Raw genomic sequence first — 22,554 nt, 5'->3', positions numbered from 1 at the left:
TTCTGGGAGGGTCAGAGGAACAGCGGGACCGGATTGAGGTCCTCGTAGCGGGTCGGGGCGGACAGCCGGCCGAGCCGCACCGGGACGTCGTAGAGCCGGCCGGGACCGAACCGCGTCCAGAACGTCCGCAGCCCCGGCACGATCACCTTCACCACGGGCAGCGCCACGTCGGGCCGCGTCTGGTCGAGGACCAGCAGCTCCATGCCGTGCGCGGCGACGAGCTCCCCGATCGCGGCCACGTCCTCCCGGAGGTCCCCGCGGCGGACGGGCGCGTGGGAGCCGGGGACGGTGACCGGCAGCTCCGGGGAGGGCAGCAGGTAGGACTGCTCGGCCACGGTGGCGCCCTGCCACCAGGCGAGCGCGACGGGGTCGTCGCAGGAGTACCCGGTGCCGTCGGCCCGCACCTCCGCCACCGGCGGCAGCATCTGGTTCACCTCCGCCAGCGCCCGGCGCAGCGCGGTCCGGGGGTCGAAGTGCGCGCCGAACCCCAGGCTGATGTCCTCGGCCGGCTTGTCGGTGCGCCGGGAGACCGCCGCGAAGACCGGGATGCCGAGGTCGCTGGTGAGGTCCAGGGCCCACAGCTCCCGGTGCACCCCGGCGTGCCCCTGCCGGACCTGCCGGATCCACGGGTCGTCGAACGCCTCCAGGTCGACCCCGGCCTGCCGGGTGCGGTTGTACCACCACAGGCCGACCGCGTCGCGCTCCACCAGCTCCAGGAAGCCCTGGACGATCGCGTCCTCGACGCAGCTGCCCGCCGCGGCGCCGTTGGAGTTCGCCGAGCAGAACCCGCTTCCCGGCGTGCGGGGGGCGTTGTAGTAGAGCATCGACGTCGGCAGCAGCCGGTGCCGTTCGCCGGTCAGCGACCACACCGGGGTCCAGTCCAGCGGCACGGTCTCGTCGAAGGGCGCGCAGACCCGGTGCGCCGGCGCGTGGGAGGCGTTCCACGCCGCCCGGTCCTCGAACTGCCGTGGGTGGAAGAGCTGCACCGCGTCCGGGTGCACGGCGCGGTCGGCGACCTCCCGGTAGGAGGCGCGGAGCGTCGGCTCGTCGCCCTGGAAGAAGCCGCTGTGCCGCTCGACCGCCTCGCACAGGGCGCTGACCCGGGCGCCCAGCGCCGTGGTGCCCTTGCCGGAGCTGGTGCTGCGGAGCCCCGCCCGCACCGAGGAGAGGCCGTCCGGCGCGTGCACCGGATTGTGCCCGGCGTGGAAGCAGTTGAGGAACTCCGGGCCGCGCCGGTCGCGCCGCACCTCCTTGACGACCCCGGTCAGCGGGTCCACCAGGTGCTCGTACCGGCGGAGCATCTCCTCCGGCGACAGCCAGCGGTCCCCGCAGTCCCCCGCCGCCTTGGCGCGGCTGCGCAGCACCAGCGGGGCGGTGACCCGGCGGGCGACGGCCCCCGGGTCCCCGCACGCCGGGCACTGCGGGCGGCGGCGCACCGGGTGGTGACGGCCCGTCAGGGTGAGGGTGTCGAGGCGCCAGATGGCGTTCTGGCCGGGATGGCGGTGTCCGGCGAGCCACTTGACGGTCTCCAGCGCCGCCAGGTGCAGCCCGGCGGCCCGGCCCGCGGCCAGCGAGGACGGCGGGGTGAAGGCGCGCCGGCCCAGCGCACGGTCCAGATAGGTCTCGGCGGGGCGGTTGCGGCGCAGCGCGTCCGTGACGCAGGTCCAGCACGGCCCCTCGCCGGGCTGGAACACCGGCCCTATCCACGGCTGTTCGCCGGTGAAGCGGACGAGCAGCCACGGCACCCCGGACTCCCGGTGGGCGGCGTCGAGCGCGCCGAGCGCCGGGTCGGTGTAGTCGTCGCAGACGGCGAGGGTGAAGCCGGGGCGCGTGCCGACGTCGCCGCCTCGGCCGTGCACCCGGATGCCGGCCTCCAGGAGCGCGTCGGTCAGCCCGGCGACGCTCGCGCGGCTCGTCTCGCCGACGCCGACGACCTCGACCGGGGTGCCGCAGGCGCGCCGGGTGGCGGTCACGCCGTCGATCCCGGCCAGTTCCCAGAAGGCCAGGTCGGCGGTGGGGGCCGCCGCGGGGGCCCGCTCGTCGAGCAGACCGGCCGTCAGCAGCTGGGTGACGACCTTCTCCGCCTGGTGGGCGGGGATCACCCGCTTCGCCTCGGCCACCACCCGGTCGAGGCTGCGGGTCCCGTCGAGCAGGGGCGCGAGCGCGGTGACGCCCGAGCCCCGCAGTGCGGTCACACCGCGTTCCGACACGAGGTACACCCCTTCGCCGGGGACGACCTCCGCTCTGAGGTGGGGCTTGAAGCCGAGCCCCGATCCGCCGGGCTGTTCATCCATCACTGTCTCCCCTTGACGCGTGGACGGCAACGTGCGCTTCGGTGTGTGCGTGCTGTTCGGTGCGTGTGCTGCGGTGCGTGCGCCTCGACGTGTGCGCTTCGGTGTGCGGGTGCGCGGGCCCCGGCCGTTCGGTCACGGAACGGCCGGGGCCCGCGCGGCGGCGCCTCGGGACGCCGGGGCGTGAATCAGTCGCAGTAGGCGTCGACCCAGCAGATGCAGGTGCCCGGCTGGAACTGCTCGGCGGTCTGCGGCGCGAGCTCCTCCACGACCAGCTCCTCGTACGAGGCGGCGGCGGTGGCGACGACGGCGGTGGCGACTGCCTGCGAGAGGTTCATGCATCCCCCTACGGATGGTCCGCCGCACCCTGCGGCGGTGACCAGGAGTCTGTCCCCGCCCGGGGCCTCCTGGGCAGTGCCTGTCTCACGACCCCCGTGTGAAGTTCTCATAGTCCGTTCAGGGCGGGCTTCATCCCGGCCCGAGGAGCCCTGCACTGGCCCTGGAGAACGCCTTTTGGAAGCCTCGACCGGGTGGAGAGTGGAGAGGAGAAGCGATGGACCTGAAGGTTCTCGGGATGTTCGACGCGAGGGTGAACGGGGTGCCGGTGGCGCCGTCCGCGTCGAAGCCGCGGCAGCTGCTGGCCACCCTGGCCGTGCACGCCGGCCAGGTCGTGTCCGTGGGCGCGCTCATCGACGAGCTGTGGGGGGCGAAACCGCCGCGGAGCGCGCAGGCGACGCTCCAGACGTACGTGATGCAGCTGCGCGGGGCCGTCGGCACCGCCCTGGAGGCGGGCGGCACGCCGGCGCGGGAGGCGAAGCGGATCCTCGTGACGCGGCCCGGCGGCTACCTGCTCGACCGGGGCGAGGGCACCAGCGACGTCAAGGAGTTCGAGCGGCTGTCCGGCCTGGCCTACCAGGCCCTCGCCGACCGCGACACCGACACCGCGGGCCGGACCCTGCGGGCGGCGCTCGGCCTGTGGCGGGGGCCCGCCTTCGGGGACGTACGGGCGGGGGCGCTGCTGACGCTGGAGGCCCGGCGGCTGGAGGAGGCCCGCCTGTGCGTGCAGGAGCACCGCATCGAACTGGAGCTGCGGCAGGGCCGGCACCGCGAACTCATCGGTGAGCTCGGCGTGCTGGTGCAGCAGCACCGCACCCACGAGAACCTGCACGCGCACCTGATGCTCGCGCTGTACCGGTCCAGCCGGCGCACCGAGGCCCTCGACGTGTACCAGCGGCTGCGGGGCACCCTGGTCCGCGAACTCGGCCTGGAGCCCTCGGAACAGCTCCGGGAGCTCCAGCACGCGGTGCTCACCGCCTCGCCGAGGCTCCTCGACGCGCCGGAGGCGGACTACCGACGGCTCGTGAAGGCGGTGTGAGGGGGTGCAGCAGCGATCGGAGCGCACCCGGGCCCGGCTCGTCGGGGCCGCCGGGGAGCTCTTCGACCGGCACGGCTACGCCCAGGCCAGCCTGGGCGACATCAGCCGGATCGCCGGAGTGAGCAAGGGGGCGCTGTACTTCCACTTCGAGAGCAAGCAGGAACTGGCCACCGCCGTGCAGGAGGCCGGCTGCCGGCTCCTGGAGGAGACGGTCCTCGCGCTGTGCCGCGAGGGGCGGCCCGCCCTCCAGACGCTGATCGACACCACCCACGCCCTGGCCGTATGGGCGTCGACGGACCCGATCGTGCGTGCCGCCTTCCGCCTCGGACGCGAACGGGCCGGCGGCGACCGGCCGGTGCTCAACTACCACCTGGTGTGCTCGGCCACGGCCGGGCGGCTGCTCGGCCGGGCCGCGGAGGAGGGCGCGCTGCGCCCGGACGTCACCGAGGACGCCGCCCGGACGCTCGTCGCGGGGATGGTCGCCGGGATCGAGGCGGCCGCGTGGAGCGGCGCCCCCCACCCGGAGATCGCCGCCCAGCTGGGCCAGTCCTGGGAGCTGGTGCTCCGCGCGATCGCGGAGGAGCACGCCCGGCGGGACCTGCGGACCGCGCCCCCCGCCGCCCACAGGCCGGAGCCGGTCGCGGGCTGACGGGGGAGAGGTGCCCGGCGGCGGCCCCCCGGCGCCGGGCGGAACGGACCCGGGCGGAACGGACCCGGATGGACCGGGTCCGGCGGCATCGGGTCCGGGGCATCGGATCCGGGCGGACCGGATCCGCGGAGGGGGCGCGGATCAGGGCAGCGGCGAGGATCAGGGAAGCAGCCCGGCCACCGTCTCCACGGTGTCCGCCTCGGCGGCGGTCTTGTCCTCGCGGTAGCGCACCACGCGGGCGAAGCGGAGGGTGGCCCCCGCCGGGTAGCGGGTGGAGCGCTGGACCCCGTCGAAGGCGATCTCGACGACCAGTTCGGGCCGTACGGTGACGCCCCAGGGCTCCTCCGAGACGGCCAGCTCCCGCAGCCGCTCGGTCTGCCAGGCGAGCAGGGCGTCGGTCAGCCCCTTGAAGGTCTTCCCCAGCATGGCGAAGGAACCGTCGGCCGCCCGCGCGCCCAGGTGCAGGTTGGACAGCGTCCCGGTGCGCCGGCCGTGGCCCCACTCGGCGCCGAGGACCACCAGGTCCAGGGTGTGCACGGGCTTCACCTTCAGCCAGGAGGTGCCGCGCCGCCCCGCGCTGTAGAAGGCGTCCAGGGACTTCACGACCACGCCCTCGTGGCCCCGTTCGAGCGCGTCCGCGGCGAAGGCCCGCGCGGCCTCGCGGGCCGCCGGGTCCGCGGGATCCGCCACCACCAGCCGGCGCACCCGCCGCTCCTCGGGGACCAGCCGGTCGAGCCGCGCCCGCCGCTCGGCGGCCGGGACGTCGAGCAGGTCCTCGCCGTCCGCGTACAGCAGGTCGAAGAAGACCGGCGAGAGCGGCACCGTCGTCCGGGCGCCCGCCACGTCGAGCGTGGAGCCGGTCCGGCCGGACGTCTCCTGGAAGGGCCGCGGCCTGCCCCGCTCGTCGAAGGCCAGCAGCTCCCCGTCGAGGACGGCCTGCCGCACCGGCAGCGAGCCGACCAGCGCCACCACCTCGGGGACCCGGTCGGTGATGTCGGCGAGGGTACGGGTGAAGACCCGCACCTCGTCGCCGTCGCGGTGCACCTGGACGCGGATGCCGTCGAGCTTCTCCTCCAGGCCGCACGCCCCCGCCTTGTCGAGGGCCTCGTCCACGTCCTTCGCGGTGTGGGCCAGCATCGGCAGCACCGGGCGCCCCACCACGAGGCGGAACCCGGCGAGGGCGTCCGGACCCCCGGCGAGCAGCACCTCCGCGACGGCGGCCGGCGAACCGCTCAGCATCACCGCCTGCCGGACGTCGGCGACCGCCGCGCCGGACGCCGCGGCGAGGCCCTCCACGGCCATGGCGTCGAGGGCGCCCTGCCGCAACTCGCCGCTGATCAGCCGGAAGAGGAACAGCTGCTCCTCCGCCGTGGCCGCGCCCATGAGCTCGTCGAGGAGCCGCTTCCGCTCGCCCTGCGCGCCCTTGCCGGACACGGCGGCGATCCGGGTGAGCAGCCCGTCCACCTCCCGCACCCCGAGCCGGGGCGCGTCGGCGGGCGGGCGCGGCTCCTTGAGGGTGTTCCAGCCGACGCCGATCCTGCGCTGCGGCAGCCGCCCGGCCAGATAGCTGATCACGACCGGCGCGTCCGCCGGCTCGGTCGCCCGGAGCAGACCGGCCAGCAGGGCGATCTTCTCGGTGCGGGCGGAGGCGGCGCCGATGTCCAGGGACGCCCGCGCGATGTCGGCGAGTCTCATGGGGAGTGTGCCCTCTCGGTCGGTCTCAGTCGATGTGGCCCTGCTTGCGCAGTCTGCTCACCCATGCCTGCGCGGTGTGCCGCGGCACACCGAAGCGCTTGGCGACGGCTCCGACGCTGCCGCCGAGCTCCTCGTAGGCCCGCACGACCACGTCGGTGTCGGGCATCTTCCGGTAGGGCCGGGGCCGCTCCTCGCCGGGGACCGCGGGCGCCGCGGCGGGAAGGGGGGCGAGGGAGACGGGCGCGGAGGCGACGGAGTCCGCGGGAGGCGCGGTCGTACCGGGGCTGATGGCACGGACCAGCAGGTCGAAGTCGACGGTGGGCAGGGTGCGGTTGTGCAGTCCCGAGCCGCCCGCGGCGCGCACGGTGAGCTCCACGATGCGGGGCCCGTCCGTGGTGTCGACCCGCACGGTGGTCTGAGGCCCGGTGAGATCCGGCTCCCCGTCACTGCCGGTCGGAGTGATAACAATGACGTATTCGCTCACTTTGCGCCTCCTCGAGAGATCGTCAGTCTACTCTCGATGGAGACTGTGGTGGGTCCGGCGGGATTCTCTTTCCTCCCTCCGGATCCACCACCTTCCCGTCGCTCCCGTCGCTCCCGTCAGTGGGCCGCCCCGCGCAGCCGGGGGGCGTCCACGAGCACCGCGACCAGGACGGCCGCCAGGGCGATCAGGGCGCCGGCCGTCACCGCCGCCGTACGGGCGTCGAGCGCCAGCATCAGCGGGACGCCCACCGCCCCGCCGAGCTGGGTGGTGATGTTGACCATCCCGCCCGCCGTGGCCATGTCCCTGAGCTCGGTCCGCTGGGCGAGGGTGCCGTTGGCCGAGATCATGATCCAGGTGATGCCGAAGCCCATCAGCAGCACCGAGGGCAGCACGCCGACGGCGTACGGGGTGCCGGACGCGGCCACGGCGAGCCAGCCGGTGCCCGCCGCGACGAGCGCCGTGCCCGACGACAGCAGGACCTTCGGGGTGAGCGTCCGCAGCAGGAAGGGCGCGCCGAACACGGAGTTCGCCACGACCACCGCGGTCAGCGGCAGGATCGCCAGGCCCGCGCCGGTGGGGCTCCAGGCCGCGCCCTCCTGGAGGGTGTAGCTGATCACCGCGAAACCGCCGAAGGTGCCGATGTTGGCGGTGAACACGGCCAGGAAGACCCCGGCCCTGGTGCGGTCCCGCAGCACCCGCAGGGGGAGCAGCGGGCCGGTGGTGCGGTGCTCGGCCGGGGTGTCGGCGGGGATGGCGTACAGCGCCACGGCGATCGCGAACGCGGCGAGCGGCGCCAGCCCGTACATGCACCACCGCCAGCTCGCGTGCTCGGTCAGCAGGCCGCCGAACAGCACGCCGAGGCCGCCGCCGCCCCCCGCCACCGCGGTGAACACGCCGATGGCGGTGCCGCGTTCGCGCGGGTCGGGGAAGGTCCTGGCCACCAGCGCCATGCTGGCCGGGGCCAGCGCCAGGGCCCCGAAGGCGCCCTGGAGGCCGCGCAGCACGAGCAGCGTGCCGGGACCGTCCGCCGTCCCCGTCAGGAGGGAGGCGGCGCCGAAGCCGGCCAGGCCGAGGACGAACGCGCGGCGCCTGCCGAGGCGTTCCGAGAGCCGGCCGGCCGGCAGGAACAGCAGGCCGAAGGCGAGGGTGTACACGGAGACCACGAGCGCCCGCTCCGCGCCGCCGAGACCGAGCTCCCGCTGGACGGTGGGCAGCGCCACCGGCACCAGGTTCATCTCCATCACGACGGTGAGCTGGGCGGCGGCCAGGGCCGCCAGCGCCCACCAGCGCAGGGGGGAGGCGGCCGCCGCCGGGGCGGCGGGGGCCGCCGGGGGGGTGGCGCGGGCCGTGGTCATCGCTCCTCCGTGATCAGCCGGGCGAACGGCAGCCGGGGGGCGACCTCCTCGGCGAAGAGGGTGAGCGTGCGCGCCGAGTCCTCGTAGGACAGGTGGCCGGAGTGGGTGGTGAAGGTGAGGTCGACGTCCTCGCCGTACCAGCCGGCGATCCGCTCGATCTGGGCGGCGACCTCGGCGGGGTCGCCCGCCAGGATCCGGCCCGCCCCGACCCGGTCGTCGAAGTCGGCGGAGCCGCGGGTCGCGGCGGCGGCGAGCTTCTCGTACCCCGGGTAGGCGGAGCTGCGGACGCCCGCCCAGGACAGCGTGGCGGCGGAGATCTTCTCGCCGTACCGGCCCTCGACGAAGCGGCCCGCGGCGCGGGCGGCCTCGCCGTCCTCGGCGACGTAGCAGGGGTAGCTGAGCTCGATCCGGCCGGTGTCCGGCTCCAGGCCCGCGTCCACCCGGCCCTTGCGGTAGGCGGCGATCAGCTCCTGCACCCGCTCGGTGGGGGAGACCGCGGCGATGATCTGGAGGCCCCGGCCGGCGCGCCCGGCGGCGGCGCAGGAGTCGAGGCTGGTGGTGACGGCGCTGAAGACCGGCGGGTGGGGCTGCTGCGCCGGGCGGGGCAGCAGGGTGACCGGGCCGAAGCGGTGGAAGCTGCCGTCGAGGACGACGTCCTCCTCCGTCCACAGCCGCACGCACGCCTCGACGTTCTCCTCGAAGCGCTCGCGGCTCTCGTCCATGGGGACGCCGAACGCGGCGAACTCGTCGGGGAGGAAGCCGCGGCCGAAGCCCACGTCGAGCCGGCCGTGCGAGATGTTGTCCAGCATGGCCAGCTGGCCCGCCAGCTTGATGGGGTGCGCGAAGGCCGGGATCACGGCGCCGGTGCCGAGCCGGATGCGGCTGGTCACCGCCGCCGCGGCGGCGAGGAAGGTGGTGGGGGAGGGGCTGTAGCCGCCGTAGTCGAAGAAGTGGTGCTCCACCACCTTCAGCTGGAAGTAGCCGAGTTCCTCGGCGAGCCGGACCAGGCGCAGCCCCTCGTCGTAGTACTCGGCCGGGTTCTTCTCCTCGGGGCCTGTCGTCGGGAAGTACAGGATGCCGAACCTCATACCGCTCCTCGTTCCGTCCGCCGTGGGGTGTCTTGGGTTGTGGTGTCTTGTGACGTCTTTTCGAGAATCCCAAGGCTTTCTGGACGGAATGTCGACAGAGGAGCGGGTCGCGCTGGGGTTCCGCTGGAGAGTCTTCATGACTTTCCTGTTGCGTTTGTAGGGTTTAGCTGTAGTCTCTTGCTGTGTTCTCGCGACGGAGGACCGCTGGAGGACCCGACCCGAGGCCCGGAGGAACGCACTGATGGGACAGCCCGGAAACACCGGAAACGACCGCCGCGCGGTGGTGATCACCGGCGGAGGCACCGGCATCGGCCGGGCCGCCGCCCACGCCTTCGCCGACGAGGGCCACGACGTGCTGATCGTCGGCAGGGACGAGACGGCCCTGAAGGAGGCCGCGCACGGCCGGCCCGCCATCCGCCACCTTGCCCTCGACATCACCGCGCAGGGCGCCCCCGAGGAGATCGTGCGCACCGCCGTCGAGGCGCTCGGCGGCATCGACGTCCTCGTCAACAACGCGGCCGTGGTCAAGCGGCAGCCGCTGGAGGCCGTCGAGCGGCCGATCGCCGAGGAGCAGATCGCCACCAACCTGCTGGCCCCGCTGCTGCTCACCCAGGCCGCGCTGCCCCACCTGCGGGCCTCCCGCGGCGTCGTCGTCAACGTCAGCGCCTCCGCCGCCGTCCGCGGCTGGGCGGGCAGCTCGGTGTACGGCGCGACCAAGGCCGGCCTGGACTTCCTCACCCGCACCTGGGCCGTCGAGCAGGCCCCGCACGGCGTCCGGGTCGTCTCGGTCTCCCCCGGCCCGATCGAGACCGGCATCGCCCGCGCCTCCGGACTGGACGACGAGCAGATCGCCCGGCTGCGCGAGGCCCAGAAGGCCGGCGTGCCGATGGGCCGCATCGGCCAGCCCGAGGAGGTCGCCTGGTGGATCGTCACCCTGGCGCGTCCCGAGGGCGCCTTCGCGACGGGCGTGATCGTCCCGGTCGACGGCGGCGCCGCCACCAAGCTCTGACCGGCCCCGGCCGCACCCCTCCGGCCCCGCCGGGGACCACGGCACCGACTTTGCTCTGAGGAGAGACGCATGAGACTCACCGGACCGCGCCTCGACGGGCGCGTGGCCGTCGTCACCGGCGCCGGCCGCGGCCTCGGGCGGCGCATCGCCGAGGCGTTCACGGCCCAGGGCTGCCGGGTGGTGGCCGCCTCCCGCAGCGTCGAGCAGCTCAAGGACTGGGCCGAGGCCCACCCCGGCCGGGCCGCCGCCGTGGCGGCCGACGTCCGCGACCCCGAGGCGATGGACGCCCTCATGCGGACCGCCCGCGAGCGCTTCGACGGCCTCGACATCGTGGTCGCCAACGCCGGGGTCAGCAGGCCCGGCCCGGCGGCGGTCCTCGCCCCCGAGGCCTGGGACGAGGTGATGGGCACCAACCTCGGCGGGGTCGTCAACTGCACCCGCGCGGCCGTGCCCCACCTGGAGGAGTCGCCCGCCGGCCGGATCATCAACCTGTCGTCCGTGCTCGCCGCCCGCCCCGTCCGGGGCGCCGCCGCCTACTGCGCCTCCAAGGCCGCGGTGGAGGCGTACACCAAGGTCTGCGCCCTCGAACTGGCCGCCAAGGGCATCACGGTCAACTGCCTCGCACCCGGCTTCATCGACGAGGGCATGGGCCGCGAGCTGCGCGCCAACGAGGCGGTGTGGGCGCACTACCGGACCAAGCTCGCCGGCGGCCGGATGGGCACCGGCGACGAGGTCGCCAGCGCCGCGGTCTTCCTCGCGGGCGGCGAGAGCGACTACGTCAACGGACACGTCCTGGAGGTCAACGGGGGCGTGTCGTGGTAGTCCGCGCCCTCCGCGCGGCCGGCGCCCTCCGCATGGCCCGCCTGCGCCGCGCCGTCCGCTCGGTCCGTTCCGCCCGAGCCGTCCGTTCCGCCGGCCCGGCCCGCGCCGCCCGCCCGGCCCTGTCCGTCCGTCACGGCGCCCGCCGCCCCGTCCGTCAGGAGACCCCCCGATGAAAGCGCTGCTCACCACCGGCGAAGGCCCCTTCGGCCTGAGCCACGAGGAGGTCCCGGACCCGGTGGCGGGCCCGGGCGAGGCGCTCGTCCGCGTCCGCGCCGTCTCCGTCAACCGCGGGGAACTGGCGCTCGCCGCCGTCTCCCCGGCCGGCACCCGGCTGGGCTGGGACGTCGCCGGCACGGTCGTCGAGGCCGCCGCCGACGGCTCCGGCCCGGCGCCCGGCACCCGGGTCGTCGGCCTCGCCGACGGCGCGGGCTGGTCGGAGCGGGTCGCCCTGCCGGTGTCCCGGCTGGCCGAGATCCCCGCCGGCGTCACCGACGAACAGGCCGCCGCGCTGCCCGTGGCGGCGCTCACCGCCTGGTACGGGCTGCGCAAGGCGGGACCGCTCCTCGGCCGCACCGTCCTGGTGACGGGCGCGGGCGGCGGCGTCGGCCGGATCGCGGTGCAGCTGGCCGCCGCGGCGGGCGCCCGCGTCGTCGCCTGGACCGGCTCCCCCGAACGCGGGCAGGGCCTCGCCGAACTCGGCGCGGAGGTCGTCTCCACCTACGAGGAGGCGGCGGGCGGCGGCTCGGACGTGCTCTTCGACAGCGTCGGCGGGGAGGTCCTGACCCGGGCCTTCGTCACCCTGCGGCGCGGCGGCGTCGCCGTCGTGTACGGCAACACCACCCGCTCCGAGCTGGTGCTGCCGCCCGACTGGGGACGGGCCCGGCCCGGCGTCTCCCTCCACAACGTGTTCCTCTTCGACGAGATCGAGCGCCAGGACCCTGGGGCCGACCTGGGCGCCCTGCTGGGGCTCTGCGCGGCCGGCCGGCTCGACCCGCAGGTCGCGGTCACCGCCCCCTGGGACGACCCGGCCGAGGCGCTGAAGCGGCTGGAGGGCCGGTCCGTCAACGGCAAGGTCGTCCTCCGGCTGCCCTGACCCGCACCGGTACGCCCTCCGGCTGCCCTGACCCGCCGCACCGGTACGCCCTCCGGCCGTCACCCACGTGTACCGGCCCGTCCCATCGCGCGACCCGAGCGACCCACGAGTGAGCGGCCCGCCCCGTGCGGCGGGCCGCCGAGGAGTTGAAGCCATGGTTGTGACGGAACACCGTCCCGCCTCCACCTCCCGCTGCGCCTGCACCTGCGGAGCCACGATCTGGCTCACGGGCCTGCCGAGCGCCGGCAAGACCACGATCGCCCGCGAGCTGGCCGGCCGGCTGCGCGAGGAGGGCCATCGGGTCGAGGTCCTCGACGGCGACGAGGTCCGGGCCTTCCTCTCGGCGGGCCTCGGCTTCTCCCGCGAGGACCGGGCCACCAACGTGCGGCGGATCGGCACGGCCGCCGAGGTCCTCGCCCGCAACGGCGTCAAGGTCCTCGTGCCGGTCATCGCCCCGTACGCCGACGCCCGCGAGGCCGTACGCGCCCGCCACCGCGCCCACGGCGTCCCGTTCCTGGAGGTGCACGTCGCCGCCCCGGTGGAGGTCTGCGCGGTCCGCGACGTCAAGGGCCTCTACGCCAGGCAGGCGGCGGGCGAGATCTCCGGCCTGACCGGCGTCGACGACCCGTACGAGGTCCCCGAGGCGCCCGATCTGCGGATCGCGTCCCACGACCAGACCGTGCAGGAGTCCGCGGCGCAGCTCCACGCGCTGCTCGTCGAGAGGCAGTTGCTGTGACCGCCGTGACCGTTTCCGCCCACGCGCACGCCCACCCCCGCCCGCACGCGCCCGCCGGGGACGCCCCGGCGGACGGCGGCCGGTTCGCGCTGTCGCACCTGGACTCGCTGGAGTCGGAGGCGGTGCACATCTTCCGTGAGGTGGCGGGCGAGTTCGAGCGGCCGGTGATCCTGTTCTCCGGCGGCAAGGACTCCATCGTCATGCTGCACCTGGCCCTGAAGGCCTTCGCTCCCGCGCCGGTGCCCTTCACGCTCCTGCACGTCGACACCGGGCACAACTTCCCCGAGGTCCTCGCCTACCGCGACCGCGCCGTCGCCCGGCACGGGCTGCGCCTCCACGTCGCCTCCGTGCAGGAGTACATCGACGCCGGGAAGCTGCGCGAGCGTCCGGACGGGACCCGCAACCCGCTCCAGACCGTGCCGCTGACCGAGGCCATCCAGCAGCACCGCTTCGACGCCGTCTTCGGCGGCGGGCGCCGCGACGAGGAGAAGGCCCGCGCCAAGGAACGCGTCTTCTCCCTGCGCGACGAGTTCTCCCAGTGGGACCCGCGCCGCCAGCGCCCGGAGCTGTGGCAGCTGTACAACGGCCGGCACGCCCCGGGTGAGCACGTGCGGGTCTTCCCGCTGTCGAACTGGACCGAGCTGGACGTGTGGCAGTACATCGCCCGGGAGGGCATCGAGCTGCCGGAGATCTACTTCGCCCACGAGCGGGAGGTGTTCGCCCGCAACGGGATGTGGCTGACCGCCGGCGAGTGGGGCGGTCCGAAGGAGACCGAGACGGTCGAGAAGCGGCTGGTCCGCTACCGCACCGTCGGCGACATGTCGTGCACGGGTGCCGTCGACTCCGACGCCACCACGCTCGACGCCGTGATCGCCGAGATCGCCGCCTCCCGCCTCACCGAACGGGGCGCCACCCGCGCCGACGACAAGATGTCCGAGGCCGCGATGGAAGACCGCAAGCGCGAAGGGTACTTCTGATGACTGTCGACACACTGCGTCTCGCGACCGCCGGCTCGGTGGACGACGGCAAGTCCACCCTGGTCGGCCGGCTGCTGCACGACTCCAAGTCGGTCCTCACCGACCAGCTGGAGGCGGTCGTCCGGGCGTCGCGCGGCGACACCCCCGACCTGGCGCTGCTCACCGACGGCCTGCGGGCCGAGCGCGAGCAGGGCATCACCATCGACGTGGCCTACCGCTACTTCGCCACCGCCCGCCGCCGCTTCATCCTCGCCGACACCCCCGGCCACGTGCAGTACACCCGCAACATGGTCACCGGCGCCTCCACCGCCGAACTGGCCGTGGTCCTCGTCGACGCCCGCAACGGCGTCGTCGAGCAGACCCGCCGGCACGCCGCCGTCGCCGCCCTCCTCCGCGTCCCGCACGTCGTCCTCGCCGTCAACAAGATGGACCTCGTCGGGTACCGGGAGTCCGTCTTCGCCGCGATCGCCGAGGAGTTCACCGCGTACGCCTCCGAGCTCGGCGTCCCGGAGATCACCGCCGTCCCGATCTCCGCCCTCGCCGGGGACAACGTCGTGGAACCCTCCGTCCGGATGGACTGGTACGGCGGCCCCACCGTCCTGGAGCACCTGGAGACCGTCCCGGTGGGGACCGACGCCCCGCTGCTGCCCGCCCGCTTCCCCGTCCAGTACGTGATCCGGCCGCAGACCGCCGAGCACCCCGACTACCGCGGCTACGCGGGCCGGATCGCCGCCGGCGTGCTGCGGGTGGGGGACAGGGTCGCCGTGCTCCCCTCCGGCAGGACCACCACCGTCACCGGGATCGACCTGCTCGGCCGGTCCGTCGACGCCGCGTGGGCGCCGCAGTCCGTCACGGTGCTGCTCGCCGACGACGTCGACGTCTCCCGGGGGGACGTGATCGCCCCCGCCGACGCCGCGCCGGCCGTCACCCAGGACGTCGAGGCCACCGTCTGCCACCTCCACGAACGCCCGCTCAGGCCCGGCGACCGGGTCCTGCTCAAGCACGGCACCCGGACCGTCGGGGCGGTGGTCAGGGAACTGCCGCAGAAGATGGGGCTGACCCGGCGGCCCAGCCGGCAGGACCGGCCGGACAGCCTCGGGGTCAACGACATCGGCTCGATGGTGCTGAGGACCTTCGAGCCGGTGCCGATGGATCCGTACGCCCGCTCCCGCGGCACCGGGGCCTTCCTGCTGATCGACCCGGCCGACGGCGCCACGCTCACCGCCGGCATGGCCGGGGGAGGAAGGGTTCCGCTCAGCCGGTGAGCACCGCGTCGCCCGCCGGGGCCTCGGCCCCGGCGGCCTCGGCCGCGGCGGTCCCGCCCGTGGCGCTCTCCGGTGCGGTGAACTCCGGTGCGGTGAACCCCGGCATCACCTCCTGGGCGAACAGCCGCATGGTGCGCACCGACTCCTCGTACGGCATGTTGCCCGAGATCACCTGGAGGCTGACCGTGCAGTCGCCGTACCACTCCCGGATCTGCCGCACCTGCGCCCGCACCTGCTCGGGCGAGCCGACCAGGGCCTTGCCCTCGTCGACCTGCTTGTCGAAGTTGGCGCTGTTCACCTTGGCCACGATCCGCTGGTAGCCGTCGTAGTCGCCGCTGCGGGTGTGGGCCCAGGCGGAGACCGCCTCCACCATCTTGGAGTTGGTGTAGGCCGAGTAGCCGCGGCCCCGCTCGCGGGCGGTGGCGCCGTCCTCGTGCAGGTAGCTGCTGTAGCTGAGGTGGATCTCGCCGCCGGCCGGGTCGTGGCCGGCCTCCGCGCGGGCGCTCCAGTACAGGTCGATCATCTCGCGGGTGCGCTCGGGCTTGTTGATGGAGGGCACCAGCATCAGGCCGCGCCCGGCGCGGCCCGCGGCCTCGCAGGACTCCGGGGTGATCGACGCGGCGACCAGCACCTTCGGGCGCGGGCGCTGCGCCGGGCGCGGCAGCAGGGTCACCGGGCCGAAGGTGTGGAAGCGGCCCCGGAAGACCACGTCCTCGTCCGACCAGAGGCGCTCGCACGCCTCCACGCCCTCCTCGAATCGCTCCCGGCTCTCGTCCATCGGGATCTCGAAGGCGGCGAACTCGTCCGGCAGGAAGCCGCGGGCGAAGCCCACGTCGAGCCGGCCGTGCGAGAGGTTGTCCAGCATCGCCAGCTGCCCGGCCAGCTTCACCGGGTGGGTGAAGGCGGGGATCACCGCGCCGGTGATCAGCCGGATCCGCCGGGTGCGGGCGGCCGCGGCGGCGAGGAAGGTCACCGGGTCGGGGCTGTAGCCGCCGTAGTCGAAGAAGTAGTGCTCGACCGTCTTCACGTGGTGGAAGCCCAGCTCCTCGGCGAGCACCGCCAGGCGCAGCGCGTCGTCGAAGTGGGCGACCGCGCTCTTGTCGGCGGGCCCGGTGGTGGGGAAGAGGTTGATTCCGAACTTCATGGCTTCTCCGGGACCTTAGGGAGTGGTGACGAGTCGGTGGGCGGACGGGCTGTCGTACGTCCGGCGGTAGTACGTCAGGGGCGCGGAGTCCGGGACGTCCCCGCCGTGCTCGATGCTGCCGACGAGGATCCAGTGGTCGCCCACCCGGTCGGCGCTGCGCAGCCGGCACTCGGCGACGGCCACGGTGTCCTCCGGGCCCAGGACCGGGGCGCCGCAGGCGTGCGCGGACGGCGTCCAGGCCGTCCCGGCGAACTTGAGCGCGTCGGACGAGGCGAAGCGGTCGGCCAGCGCGCCGCGGCCCGCGGCGAGGAAGTTCACCGCGAAGCCCTTCGAGTCGAGGATGGCCGGCAGGGTGTGGGATCCGCCGTCGGCGCACACGAGCAGCAGGGGCGGGGTCTTCGACACGGCGGTCACCGCGGTGCAGGTGAACCCCTTCGGGCCGTCCGCGGCCGCCGCGGTGATCACGGCGACGGAACTGGAGAGTGCTCCGAAGATCCTCCGGAACTGGTCGGGTTCGACAGGCATGGACGCTCGCCCCCAGAGGTGTGGCCTGAGAAATCTGGACAGGAACTGACCCGTCGAGCGTGTCAGGGGCGGCTGGAGCGCAGGTCGAGGGCGGATGGCCGCCGTCAGGAGGAGGCGGCGACCCGGGACAGCACCCGCCCCAGGTGGGCCTTGGCGTTGGCGTGCAGGACGAGGGGGGCGCCGGGCGGCATCACCCGCGCGGCCAGCACCAGGCGTTCCACCCGGTGGGTGATGAGCGCGAAGCGGAAACCGGCCAGGACCTCGTAGGGGGACAGGGGGGCCAGGGGGCGGCCGAGGAGCTCGCCGTACCGCCGGGCGGTCTCCGCGCGGCCGGGCAGCCCCGCGAGCCGTCCGGCGCCGATGCCCTCGCTCAGGAAGCCGTCCATCCACAGGAACCAGCCGAGGTCGACCTCGGCGGGACCGAGCCCCGTCATCTCCCAGTCGAGCAGCACCGCGGGCCGCAGGTCCTCCCCGAAGACGATGTTGCCGAGCCGGGCGTCGCCCCACAGCAGCCCCGGCCGGCCCGGGTCGGCGGGCAGGTGCGCGCGCAGCCAGGACAGCGCGGAGCCGAGGACGGGATCGTCCGCGCAGCCGAAGAAGTCCAGGTGCCGCGCGTAGTGGTCGAGTTGCTGGGCGGCCCCGGGCGGCCCGCCGTCCGGCGCCGCGAAACCGAGACCGAGCCGCTCGGCGTCGAGCCGGTGCACCCCGGCCATCGTCTCCAGGGACGCCCACCACAGACGGGTGCGGTCCGCCGCCGCCAGCTCGGCGATCCAGCCCTGCCGGTGGTACGAGGGGAAGTCCGGTGGCACCCGGCCGGGGATCAGGTCCATGACGAAGAACGGGCCGCCGAGCAGGTCGGGGGAGGACTCGTAGTGGTGGACGGCCGGCACCGGGACCGCGGTGTCCCGGCCGAGGACGCGCAGCAGCTCGTACTGCTCCGCGACCCGCGGCTCGGGGTAGACCCGGGTGGCGCGGGGCGCCGCCCTGACCACGAACCGCCGTTCGGCGCCGCCGGGTTCCTCGGCCGTCACGAACAGGGTCAGCGAGGCGAAGCCGGTGGCCGTGGGCCGCTCGACGCCGGTGATCCGCAGCCCGGTGAAGGGCGGCACCCCGGCCAGCACCCCGGCGTACGCCGAGTCCGCCGTGGCGTGCGCCGCCGGGGCGGTCATCGGCGTGCCGCTTCCAGGGCCTCCGGGGCGCCGTGCGGGGTGAGCAGGTCGAGCGAGAGGGCCGCGTCGGGCGCGGTCTCCACGCCGAGCGCCGGGTTGGCGGCGAGCATCGCCGTCTGGAGGTGGCGCAGCCGCGGCGAGGGTTCGAGGCCCAGCTCGCCGTTCAGCTTCTCGCGGAGCGTGTGGTAGACGTCCAGCGCCTGCGCGACGCGCCCCGACCGGTACAGCGCCAGCATGTACTGGGCGTGCAGGTTCTCGTGCGTCGGGTGGTCGGCCGTCAGCGCGCGCAGCTCGCCGAGCAGTCCGTGGTGCAGGCCGAGCCGCAGCTCCGCCTCGACGCAGCGCTCGAAGGTGGTCAGGCGGGTCTCCTCCAGACCCGCGATCCGCGCCTCCAGGCGCGGTCCGGCCGGCACGTCGACCAGCGTCGGCCCCCGCCACACGGCGAGCGCGGCGCGCAGCGAGGCGGCGAGCCGCTGGTCGTCGCCGGACGCCTGGGCGGCGCGGGCGTCGTTCATGTGCCGCTCGTAGTGGTGCAGGTCGAGGCCGCCCTGCTCCACGCAGATCTGGTAGCCCTGGTGCTTGGTGACGAGGATCTGCTTGGGCTGTTCGGGAGTGGTCACCGACGGGCAGCCGGCCAGCGCGCGCCGGATGTGCAGGACGTAGGTGTGCAGGGTCTGCACCGCGCTGCGCGGCGCCTGCGTCCCCCACAGCTCCTCTATGCACACCGACGCGGGCACCGGCGTATTCGCGTTGAGCAGCAGCAGGGCGAGGATCTGGCGCGTCTTCGGTGCGGACGGGAGGTGGGAAATTCCACCGTCGTTCATGACGACAGGACCGAGAACTCCGAATTCCACGTGGGCTCCTCAGGAAGGGGATGTCCGGGTGCGTCCGAGAACGACCGTGACGCTAGCAATCCGTTCGGACGGATGTCCACGGCCGAAGTGAAGCCCTGGCCAAGGGGAACGTCCGCTTCGAAAGTACCGGCTGGCCGGATTTACCGGTGAACCGGTGAAAGTCCAGGTGAGCGACGATGGAGGCGGACTCGCGCATAGGGCGTGACCAGAACTGTTCCATGCTCTCTCATTTGTCCTTCCAGTGGCCGGGCCTAGCGTTTTCGGTGTTCGACACCGTCCCGATGGGAGTTACTGCCGTGGTTGTATTCATGAATCGCCTCACGATGATCGGTGAGCCCGCGGAGTTCGAGCGGATCTACGCGGAGATCGGGAAAATCATGAGCGCCCGTCCGGGCCTCATCCGTTTCCGTCTCGTGCGCTCCACCAAGGAGGCGGACGTCTACTTCAACATCGCGGAGTGGGAGTCCCAGGAGGCGTTCCAGGACGCCCTCCAGACCCCCGAGTTCCGTGCCCAGTTCGAGCAGCTGCTGCCGATCATCAAGGGCGACCCGCACGTGTGCGAGGTCGTCCAGGAGGGTCTGCCGGCGGTCCATGCCTGACCATGGCCTGGAGCGGCTCGCCGACGGCGTGCACGCGTGGGTCCAGCCCGACGGCGGCTGGTGCCTGAACAACGCGGGCGTCGTCGTCGGCGAGCGTTCCGTCCTCCTCGTCGACACGGCGGCCACCCGGGCGCGGGCGGAACGGCTGCGCGCGGCGGTGCGCGGTCTGACCCCGGCGCCCGTCCGGACCGTCGTCAACACCCACCACCACGGCGACCACACCCACGGGAACCTCGTGTTCTCGGCGGGTGCGGTCGTCGTGTCGCACGAGCGGACCCGCGCCGAGATGGCGGAACGCGGGCTCGCCCTCACCCACGTCTGGCCCGGGGTGGACTGGGGCGAGCTGGACGTCGTCCTGCCCGACCTCACCTACGCGGACGCGCTGTCCGTGCACCTCGGCGGCGGCCGGACCGCCGAACTGCTGCACCCCGGCGTGGCCCACACCACCAACGACACGGCGGTGTGGCTGCCGCACGCCGGGGTGCTGTTCGCCGGTGACCTGCTGATGTCGGACTGCACCCCGTTCGCCCTGATGGGCTCCGTACGGGGACTCGTGCGGGCCGTCGGCCGGCTGCGGGAGCTGGGCGCGGACGTCATCGTCTGCGGCCACGGCCCGGTGTGCGGGCCGGAGGTCCTCGACCTGACCGAGGCGTACCTCGCCCGGGTCCTCGACCTCGCGGCGTACTGCGTGCGGCGCGGACGGGACCCGCTGGCCGTCGCCCGCGAGGCCGGCTACGGCGAGTTCGCGGACCTGCGGGACCCCGAGCGCCTGGTGGCGAACCTGCACCGGGCGTGCGCCGAACTGGAGGGCGCGCCCGAAGGGGCGTACCTCCCCTCGGCCCCGGTGTTCCACGAGATGGTGAAGCTCAACGGCGGACGCCCCCTGACCTGCCTCGCCTGAGGCGGCCCGGGGGCGTCGCCCTTTTCGGGGCGGGGTGCGGAGCGGTGGACCGTACGGGGTGCGGCGCCCCGTACGCGGAGCGGTGATCCGTACGTCGAGCGGTGATCCGTACGTCGAGCGGCGGACCACAGGGGGAACGGCGATCCGCACGCCGAGCGGCGGGCCGTTTCCGGAGCGGTGCTCCGGGAACGGCCCGCCGCTCCGTGCGTCATACGGCCCCGTCGTGCTCCACCAGACGGTGGCGGATCCGCAGCCGGCCGTCCTCGCCGCGGACCAGCAGGTCCTCGCCGGGAGCGCTCAGGTGCGGCCGCGGGTCCCCGCCGTCCGGGACCTCGAAGACCAGGGCGTAGAACCGGCAGCGCCAGGTGCCGGGCTCCTCGCCCTCGTCCACGATCAGCATCCCCAGCCAGTGCCGCCGGGTCACCGGACGGGCCGCGAGCCGGTCCAGGCCGACCCGCATGCGCGCCGCGATCTCCGCGCGGCCGCGCCACGGCTCCGGCTTCACGTTCTGCGCGAAGACGCCGTCCTCGGTGAAGGTCTCGGCCCACTCCTCGGCCCGGCCCTCGTCGAGCAGCCGCATCTGCCGGGCGTAGAAGTCCTGCACCTCGGCCTGGACCTGCCAGGACGCCGGCCGCGCCGGTCCGGCGGTCCCCAGGGGCGCGTCCGTGCGCGCGGGCGCGGTCACGACGCCTCCACCAGGACGGCGCGGGACTCCGCGTGGGTCTTGGCCAGGTTCAGCGTGGCCAGGCTGTTGGTGCCCAGCGCCTTGCGGACGTACGCCTTGGCGTCGGCGAGCGTGCGGTCCGCGCCGAGCACGGCCGTCACCTTCTCCGGGCGGAGCGTCACCGTGTGCCGGGAGGTCGCCACCACGGCGCCGCCGGTCTCGGTGAAGGTCCACCGGCCGGTGTGCGCGGCCAGCAGGCCGGGCAGCACCAGCTGCTTGTAGACGATGCGGTCCGGGGCGAAGCTCAGCCGGATCGAGCGGGTGGTGTGGATCGAGCCGTCCGGCGCCCGGGTGTCCATCTCCAGGACCTGGACGCCGCCCGGCTGCTCGGTGAAGTCGACCCGGGCCACGTGCGGGAGGCGTTCCTGCCAGGCGTCGGCCCGGTCCACGAAGTCGAACAGGTCGGCGACCGAGCCGGCCACCGTCACCGAGTCCTCGAAGGAGAAGGTCACGTCCTCGCCGTCCACGACGGCGTTCTCCACGACGTCCTTGAGCCGGGCGAGCTCCGCCGTGCTGTTGTTCTCGACGGCGCGGGCGATCCACTCCTGGTGCTCGGGGGAGTCGTCCACGGCGCGGTAGTCGTGGGTCAGGCGCACCCGCGAACCGCCGTCGCCGGACGGCTCGACGAACCAGTCGCCGCCCATCGAAGCCACCGGGTGGGCGCTGAGCTGCTGCCGGAAGCCGACGCGCAGGTTCTGCGGGTCCAGGGTGCGGCGCGAGGTCCAGTCCTTCACCTCGCCGTTGGCCTGCGCCCACAGGTGGATCAGTTCCTCGCCCGTGCCGTCGTCGTGCGAGACGCTCTCCAGCACCTCCGCGTGCACGGTCGGGGTGAAGGCGGCCGGCCACCGCGTGACGTCGGCGATCACCGCGTACACCTCGGACGGCGGCGCGTCGATCAGGACGGTGTGCTCGGTGTGGTGCTCCACTGCTGCTGACATCTGCTGCTTGTCCTCTCGCTCCTCGACTGCGGTGCGGTCAGTAGTTGCCGAGTCCGCCGCAGACGTTGAGTGCCTGCGCGGTGATGGAGGCCGCGACGTCGCCGGCCAGGTAGCGCACCAGACCCGCCACCTCCTCCGGGGTGGAGTAACGGCCCAGCGGGATCTTGGCGTTGAAGCGCTCCTGCACGTCCTCGACCGTGGTGTCCCAGGCGGCGGCGTAGCCCTGGCGGACCCGCTCGGCCATGGGGGTCTCGACGTAGCCGGGGCACACGGCGTTCACGGTGATGCCGGTCTTCGCCAGCTCCAGGCCCACCGCCTTGGTGAAGCCGACCACGCCGTGCTTCGACGCCGAGTACGGCGCGCCCAGCACCACGCCCTGCTTGCCGCCGGTGGAGGCGATGTTGATGATGCGGCCGCGGCCGCTCTCCCGCATCCCGCCGGTGCCGAGCACCTCGCGGGTCGCCCAGAAGACGCTGTTGAGGTTGGTCGCCATGACGTCGAGCCACAGGTCGTCGGCGATGTCGGCGGTGACCCCGCCGCCGCTGCGGCCGGCGTTGTTGACCAGGACCCCGACGGGGCCGTGGCGCTCGGCGGCGGTGCGGACGAAGTCGTGCACCGACGCGGGGTCCCGCACGTCCGCGGCGACGCCGTCGGCGTCGATCCCCTCGTCGATCAGGGTCTTGACGACGGCGTCGACGTTCTCCTGGGTCCGGGCGCACAGGAACACCCGGTGGCCGTCCTGGCCGAGGCCGCGCGCGACCGCCAGGCCGATGCCGCTGGTGGCACCGGTGACCAGGGCGAGGCGCTGAACCTTCTCGGACATGCTGGTCCTTTCGTTCGAAGTACGGGCGTCGGGGGACG

The 22,554-nt window shown here is 74.1% G+C and carries 23 protein-coding genes; 10 read left to right on the top strand and 13 right to left on the bottom strand.

Features of this window, described 5'->3' with window-relative positions:
* Positions 1-11: 11 nt before the first annotated feature.
* Positions 12-2,294 carry a TOMM precursor leader peptide-binding protein gene (locus tag IE326_RS03245; protein WP_190040764.1) on the bottom strand — a complete coding sequence of 761 codons (2,283 nt, stop codon included), beginning with the start codon at positions 2,292-2,294 and terminating at the stop codon, positions 12-14.
* A gap of 185 nt (positions 2,295-2,479) precedes the next feature.
* Positions 2,480-2,629 carry a hypothetical protein gene (locus tag IE326_RS03240; RefSeq protein WP_170313991.1) on the bottom strand — a complete coding sequence of 50 codons (150 nt, stop codon included), beginning with the start codon at positions 2,627-2,629 and terminating at the stop codon, positions 2,480-2,482.
* 215 nt (positions 2,630-2,844) lie between these two features.
* On the opposite strand from IE326_RS03240, the gene IE326_RS03235 reads away from it, so the two are divergent.
* Both IE326_RS03235 and IE326_RS03230 read left to right on the top strand, forming a co-directional pair.
* Complete coding sequence (locus tag IE326_RS03235; RefSeq protein ID WP_190040763.1) at positions 2,845-3,666, top strand: AfsR/SARP family transcriptional regulator; 822 nt, start codon at positions 2,845-2,847, stop codon at positions 3,664-3,666.
* A gap of 4 nt (positions 3,667-3,670) precedes the next feature.
* A complete protein-coding gene (locus tag IE326_RS03230; protein WP_190040762.1) occupies positions 3,671-4,315 on the top strand; it encodes a ScbR family autoregulator-binding transcription factor in 645 nt (214 codons plus the stop codon).
* 159 nt (positions 4,316-4,474) lie between these two features.
* On the opposite strand, the gene IE326_RS03225 is transcribed toward IE326_RS03230, so the two are convergent.
* The 4 genes from IE326_RS03225 to IE326_RS03210 form a co-directional block, all read right to left on the bottom strand.
* A complete protein-coding gene (locus IE326_RS03225) occupies positions 4,475-6,010 on the bottom strand; it encodes an ATP-dependent DNA ligase (protein ID WP_150236010.1) in 1,536 nt (511 codons plus the stop codon).
* Positions 6,011-6,035: 25 nt separating this feature from the next.
* Positions 6,036-6,494, bottom strand: a complete 459-nt coding sequence (locus tag IE326_RS03220) for a helix-turn-helix domain-containing protein (RefSeq protein WP_229915188.1) — start codon at positions 6,492-6,494, stop codon at positions 6,036-6,038.
* Positions 6,495-6,610: 116 nt separating this feature from the next.
* The gene (locus tag IE326_RS03215) at positions 6,611-7,849 is read right to left on the bottom strand and encodes an MFS transporter (RefSeq protein ID WP_150236009.1); all 1,239 of its coding nucleotides are present in this window, start codon (positions 7,847-7,849) and stop codon (positions 6,611-6,613) included.
* Positions 7,846-8,937, bottom strand: coding sequence for an LLM class flavin-dependent oxidoreductase (locus IE326_RS03210; protein ID WP_150236008.1), 1,092 nt, complete (start codon positions 8,935-8,937; stop codon positions 7,846-7,848). Before IE326_RS03210 ends, IE326_RS03215 begins: the two co-directional genes overlap by 4 nt.
* 241 nt (positions 8,938-9,178) lie before the next feature.
* Between IE326_RS03210 and IE326_RS03205 the strand changes: the two genes are divergently transcribed.
* The 6 genes from IE326_RS03205 (at position 9,179) to IE326_RS03180 (ending at position 14,839) form a co-directional block, all read left to right on the top strand.
* On the top strand, positions 9,179-9,946 hold the full coding sequence (locus IE326_RS03205; RefSeq protein ID WP_150236007.1) for an SDR family NAD(P)-dependent oxidoreductase: 768 nt from the start codon (positions 9,179-9,181) through the stop codon (positions 9,944-9,946).
* 69 nt (positions 9,947-10,015) lie between these two features.
* Complete coding sequence (locus IE326_RS03200; protein ID WP_150236006.1) at positions 10,016-10,768, top strand: SDR family NAD(P)-dependent oxidoreductase; 753 nt, start codon at positions 10,016-10,018, stop codon at positions 10,766-10,768.
* A gap of 169 nt (positions 10,769-10,937) precedes the next feature.
* Positions 10,938-11,861 (top strand): zinc-binding dehydrogenase, encoded by a 924-nt coding sequence (locus tag IE326_RS03195; RefSeq protein WP_190040761.1) that lies wholly within the window; start codon positions 10,938-10,940, stop codon positions 11,859-11,861.
* 154 nt (positions 11,862-12,015) lie between these two features.
* Entirely contained in the window at positions 12,016-12,597 is a 582-nt protein-coding gene (cysC, locus tag IE326_RS03190; protein ID WP_190040760.1) for an adenylyl-sulfate kinase, read from the top strand.
* A gap of 89 nt (positions 12,598-12,686) precedes the next feature.
* Positions 12,687-13,574, top strand: a complete 888-nt coding sequence (gene cysD, locus IE326_RS03185; RefSeq protein WP_150236299.1) for a sulfate adenylyltransferase subunit CysD — start codon at positions 12,687-12,689, stop codon at positions 13,572-13,574.
* Positions 13,574-14,839 carry a sulfate adenylyltransferase subunit 1 gene (locus tag IE326_RS03180; protein WP_190040759.1) on the top strand — a complete coding sequence of 422 codons (1,266 nt, stop codon included), beginning with the start codon at positions 13,574-13,576 and terminating at the stop codon, positions 14,837-14,839. Before cysD ends, IE326_RS03180 begins: the two co-directional genes overlap by 1 nt.
* Here the strand turns inward: IE326_RS03180 and IE326_RS03175 are convergent.
* The 4 genes from IE326_RS03175 to IE326_RS03160 form a co-directional block, all read right to left on the bottom strand.
* Entirely contained in the window at positions 14,829-15,983 is a 1,155-nt protein-coding gene (locus tag IE326_RS03175; RefSeq protein ID WP_190040758.1) for an LLM class flavin-dependent oxidoreductase, read from the bottom strand. The genes IE326_RS03180 and IE326_RS03175 overlap by 11 nt on opposite strands.
* Positions 15,984-15,998: 15 nt before the next feature.
* The gene (locus tag IE326_RS03170) at positions 15,999-16,508 is read right to left on the bottom strand and encodes a flavin reductase family protein (RefSeq protein WP_037708794.1); all 510 of its coding nucleotides are present in this window, start codon (positions 16,506-16,508) and stop codon (positions 15,999-16,001) included.
* 104 nt (positions 16,509-16,612) lie between these two features.
* Positions 16,613-17,677, bottom strand: a complete 1,065-nt coding sequence (locus IE326_RS03165) for a phosphotransferase family protein (protein WP_190040757.1) — start codon at positions 17,675-17,677, stop codon at positions 16,613-16,615.
* Complete coding sequence (locus IE326_RS03160; RefSeq protein WP_150236000.1) at positions 17,674-18,531, bottom strand: AfsR/SARP family transcriptional regulator; 858 nt, start codon at positions 18,529-18,531, stop codon at positions 17,674-17,676. The genes IE326_RS03165 and IE326_RS03160 overlap by 4 nt, the downstream gene beginning before the upstream one ends.
* Before the next feature lie 308 nt (positions 18,532-18,839).
* On the opposite strand from IE326_RS03160, the gene IE326_RS03155 reads away from it, so the two are divergent.
* Both IE326_RS03155 and IE326_RS03150 read left to right on the top strand, forming a co-directional pair.
* On the top strand, positions 18,840-19,130 hold the full coding sequence (locus IE326_RS03155; RefSeq protein ID WP_229915187.1) for an antibiotic biosynthesis monooxygenase family protein: 291 nt from the start codon (positions 18,840-18,842) through the stop codon (positions 19,128-19,130).
* Positions 19,123-20,031: an MBL fold metallo-hydrolase gene (locus tag IE326_RS03150; protein WP_150235999.1), complete on the top strand. Its 909-nt coding sequence runs from the start codon at positions 19,123-19,125 to the stop codon at positions 20,029-20,031. Before IE326_RS03155 ends, IE326_RS03150 begins: the two co-directional genes overlap by 8 nt.
* 208 nt (positions 20,032-20,239) lie before the next feature.
* Here the strand turns inward: IE326_RS03150 and IE326_RS03145 are convergent, their stop codons facing one another.
* The 3 genes from IE326_RS03145 to IE326_RS03135 are packed head-to-tail and all read right to left on the bottom strand — an operon-like array spanning position 20,240 to position 22,516.
* Positions 20,240-20,716 carry a nuclear transport factor 2 family protein gene (locus tag IE326_RS03145; protein WP_229915186.1) on the bottom strand — a complete coding sequence of 159 codons (477 nt, stop codon included), beginning with the start codon at positions 20,714-20,716 and terminating at the stop codon, positions 20,240-20,242.
* The gene (locus IE326_RS03140) at positions 20,713-21,693 is read right to left on the bottom strand and encodes an aromatase/cyclase (protein WP_150235998.1); all 981 of its coding nucleotides are present in this window, start codon (positions 21,691-21,693) and stop codon (positions 20,713-20,715) included. The genes IE326_RS03145 and IE326_RS03140 overlap by 4 nt, the downstream gene beginning before the upstream one ends.
* Positions 21,694-21,730: 37 nt before the next feature.
* Positions 21,731-22,516, bottom strand: a complete 786-nt coding sequence (locus tag IE326_RS03135; RefSeq protein ID WP_150235997.1) for an SDR family NAD(P)-dependent oxidoreductase — start codon at positions 22,514-22,516, stop codon at positions 21,731-21,733.
* Between the last annotated feature and the right edge of the window lie 38 nt (positions 22,517-22,554).

Origin of the sequence: Streptomyces filamentosus (genome assembly GCF_014654895.1) — a bacterium.
Classification (GTDB): domain Bacteria; phylum Actinomycetota; class Actinomycetes; order Streptomycetales; family Streptomycetaceae; genus Streptomyces; species Streptomyces filamentosus.
Note: the sequence above shows the minus strand (reverse complement) of the source record. Positions and strands in the feature narration are given on the sequence as shown.

Coding starts and splice junctions, on each gene's coding strand:
- IE326_RS03245 (WP_190040764.1), bottom strand. CDS start 2,294: ATGGATGAACAGCCCGGCGGATCGGGGCTCGGCTTCAAGCCCCACCTC.
- IE326_RS03240 (WP_170313991.1), bottom strand. CDS start 2,629: ATGAACCTCTCGCAGGCAGTCGCCACCGCCGTCGTCGCCACCGCCGCC.
- IE326_RS03235 (WP_190040763.1), top strand. CDS start 2,845: ATGGACCTGAAGGTTCTCGGGATGTTCGACGCGAGGGTGAACGGGGTG.
- IE326_RS03225 (WP_150236010.1), bottom strand. CDS start 6,010: ATGAGACTCGCCGACATCGCGCGGGCGTCCCTGGACATCGGCGCCGCC.
- IE326_RS03215 (WP_150236009.1), bottom strand. CDS start 7,849: ATGACCACGGCCCGCGCCACCCCCCCGGCGGCCCCCGCCGCCCCGGCG.
- IE326_RS03210 (WP_150236008.1), bottom strand. CDS start 8,937: ATGAGGTTCGGCATCCTGTACTTCCCGACGACAGGCCCCGAGGAGAAG.
- IE326_RS03205 (WP_150236007.1), top strand. CDS start 9,179: ATGGGACAGCCCGGAAACACCGGAAACGACCGCCGCGCGGTGGTGATC.
- IE326_RS03200 (WP_150236006.1), top strand. CDS start 10,016: ATGAGACTCACCGGACCGCGCCTCGACGGGCGCGTGGCCGTCGTCACC.
- IE326_RS03195 (WP_190040761.1), top strand. CDS start 10,938: ATGAAAGCGCTGCTCACCACCGGCGAAGGCCCCTTCGGCCTGAGCCAC.
- cysC (WP_190040760.1), top strand. CDS start 12,016: ATGGTTGTGACGGAACACCGTCCCGCCTCCACCTCCCGCTGCGCCTGC.
- IE326_RS03180 (WP_190040759.1), top strand. CDS start 13,574: ATGACTGTCGACACACTGCGTCTCGCGACCGCCGGCTCGGTGGACGAC.
- IE326_RS03175 (WP_190040758.1), bottom strand. CDS start 15,983: ATGAAGTTCGGAATCAACCTCTTCCCCACCACCGGGCCCGCCGACAAG.
- IE326_RS03170 (WP_037708794.1), bottom strand. CDS start 16,508: ATGCCTGTCGAACCCGACCAGTTCCGGAGGATCTTCGGAGCACTCTCC.
- IE326_RS03165 (WP_190040757.1), bottom strand. CDS start 17,677: ATGACCGCCCCGGCGGCGCACGCCACGGCGGACTCGGCGTACGCCGGG.
- IE326_RS03155 (WP_229915187.1), top strand. CDS start 18,840: ATGAATCGCCTCACGATGATCGGTGAGCCCGCGGAGTTCGAGCGGATC.
- IE326_RS03150 (WP_150235999.1), top strand. CDS start 19,123: ATGCCTGACCATGGCCTGGAGCGGCTCGCCGACGGCGTGCACGCGTGG.
- IE326_RS03140 (WP_150235998.1), bottom strand. CDS start 21,693: ATGTCAGCAGCAGTGGAGCACCACACCGAGCACACCGTCCTGATCGAC.
- IE326_RS03135 (WP_150235997.1), bottom strand. CDS start 22,516: ATGTCCGAGAAGGTTCAGCGCCTCGCCCTGGTCACCGGTGCCACCAGC.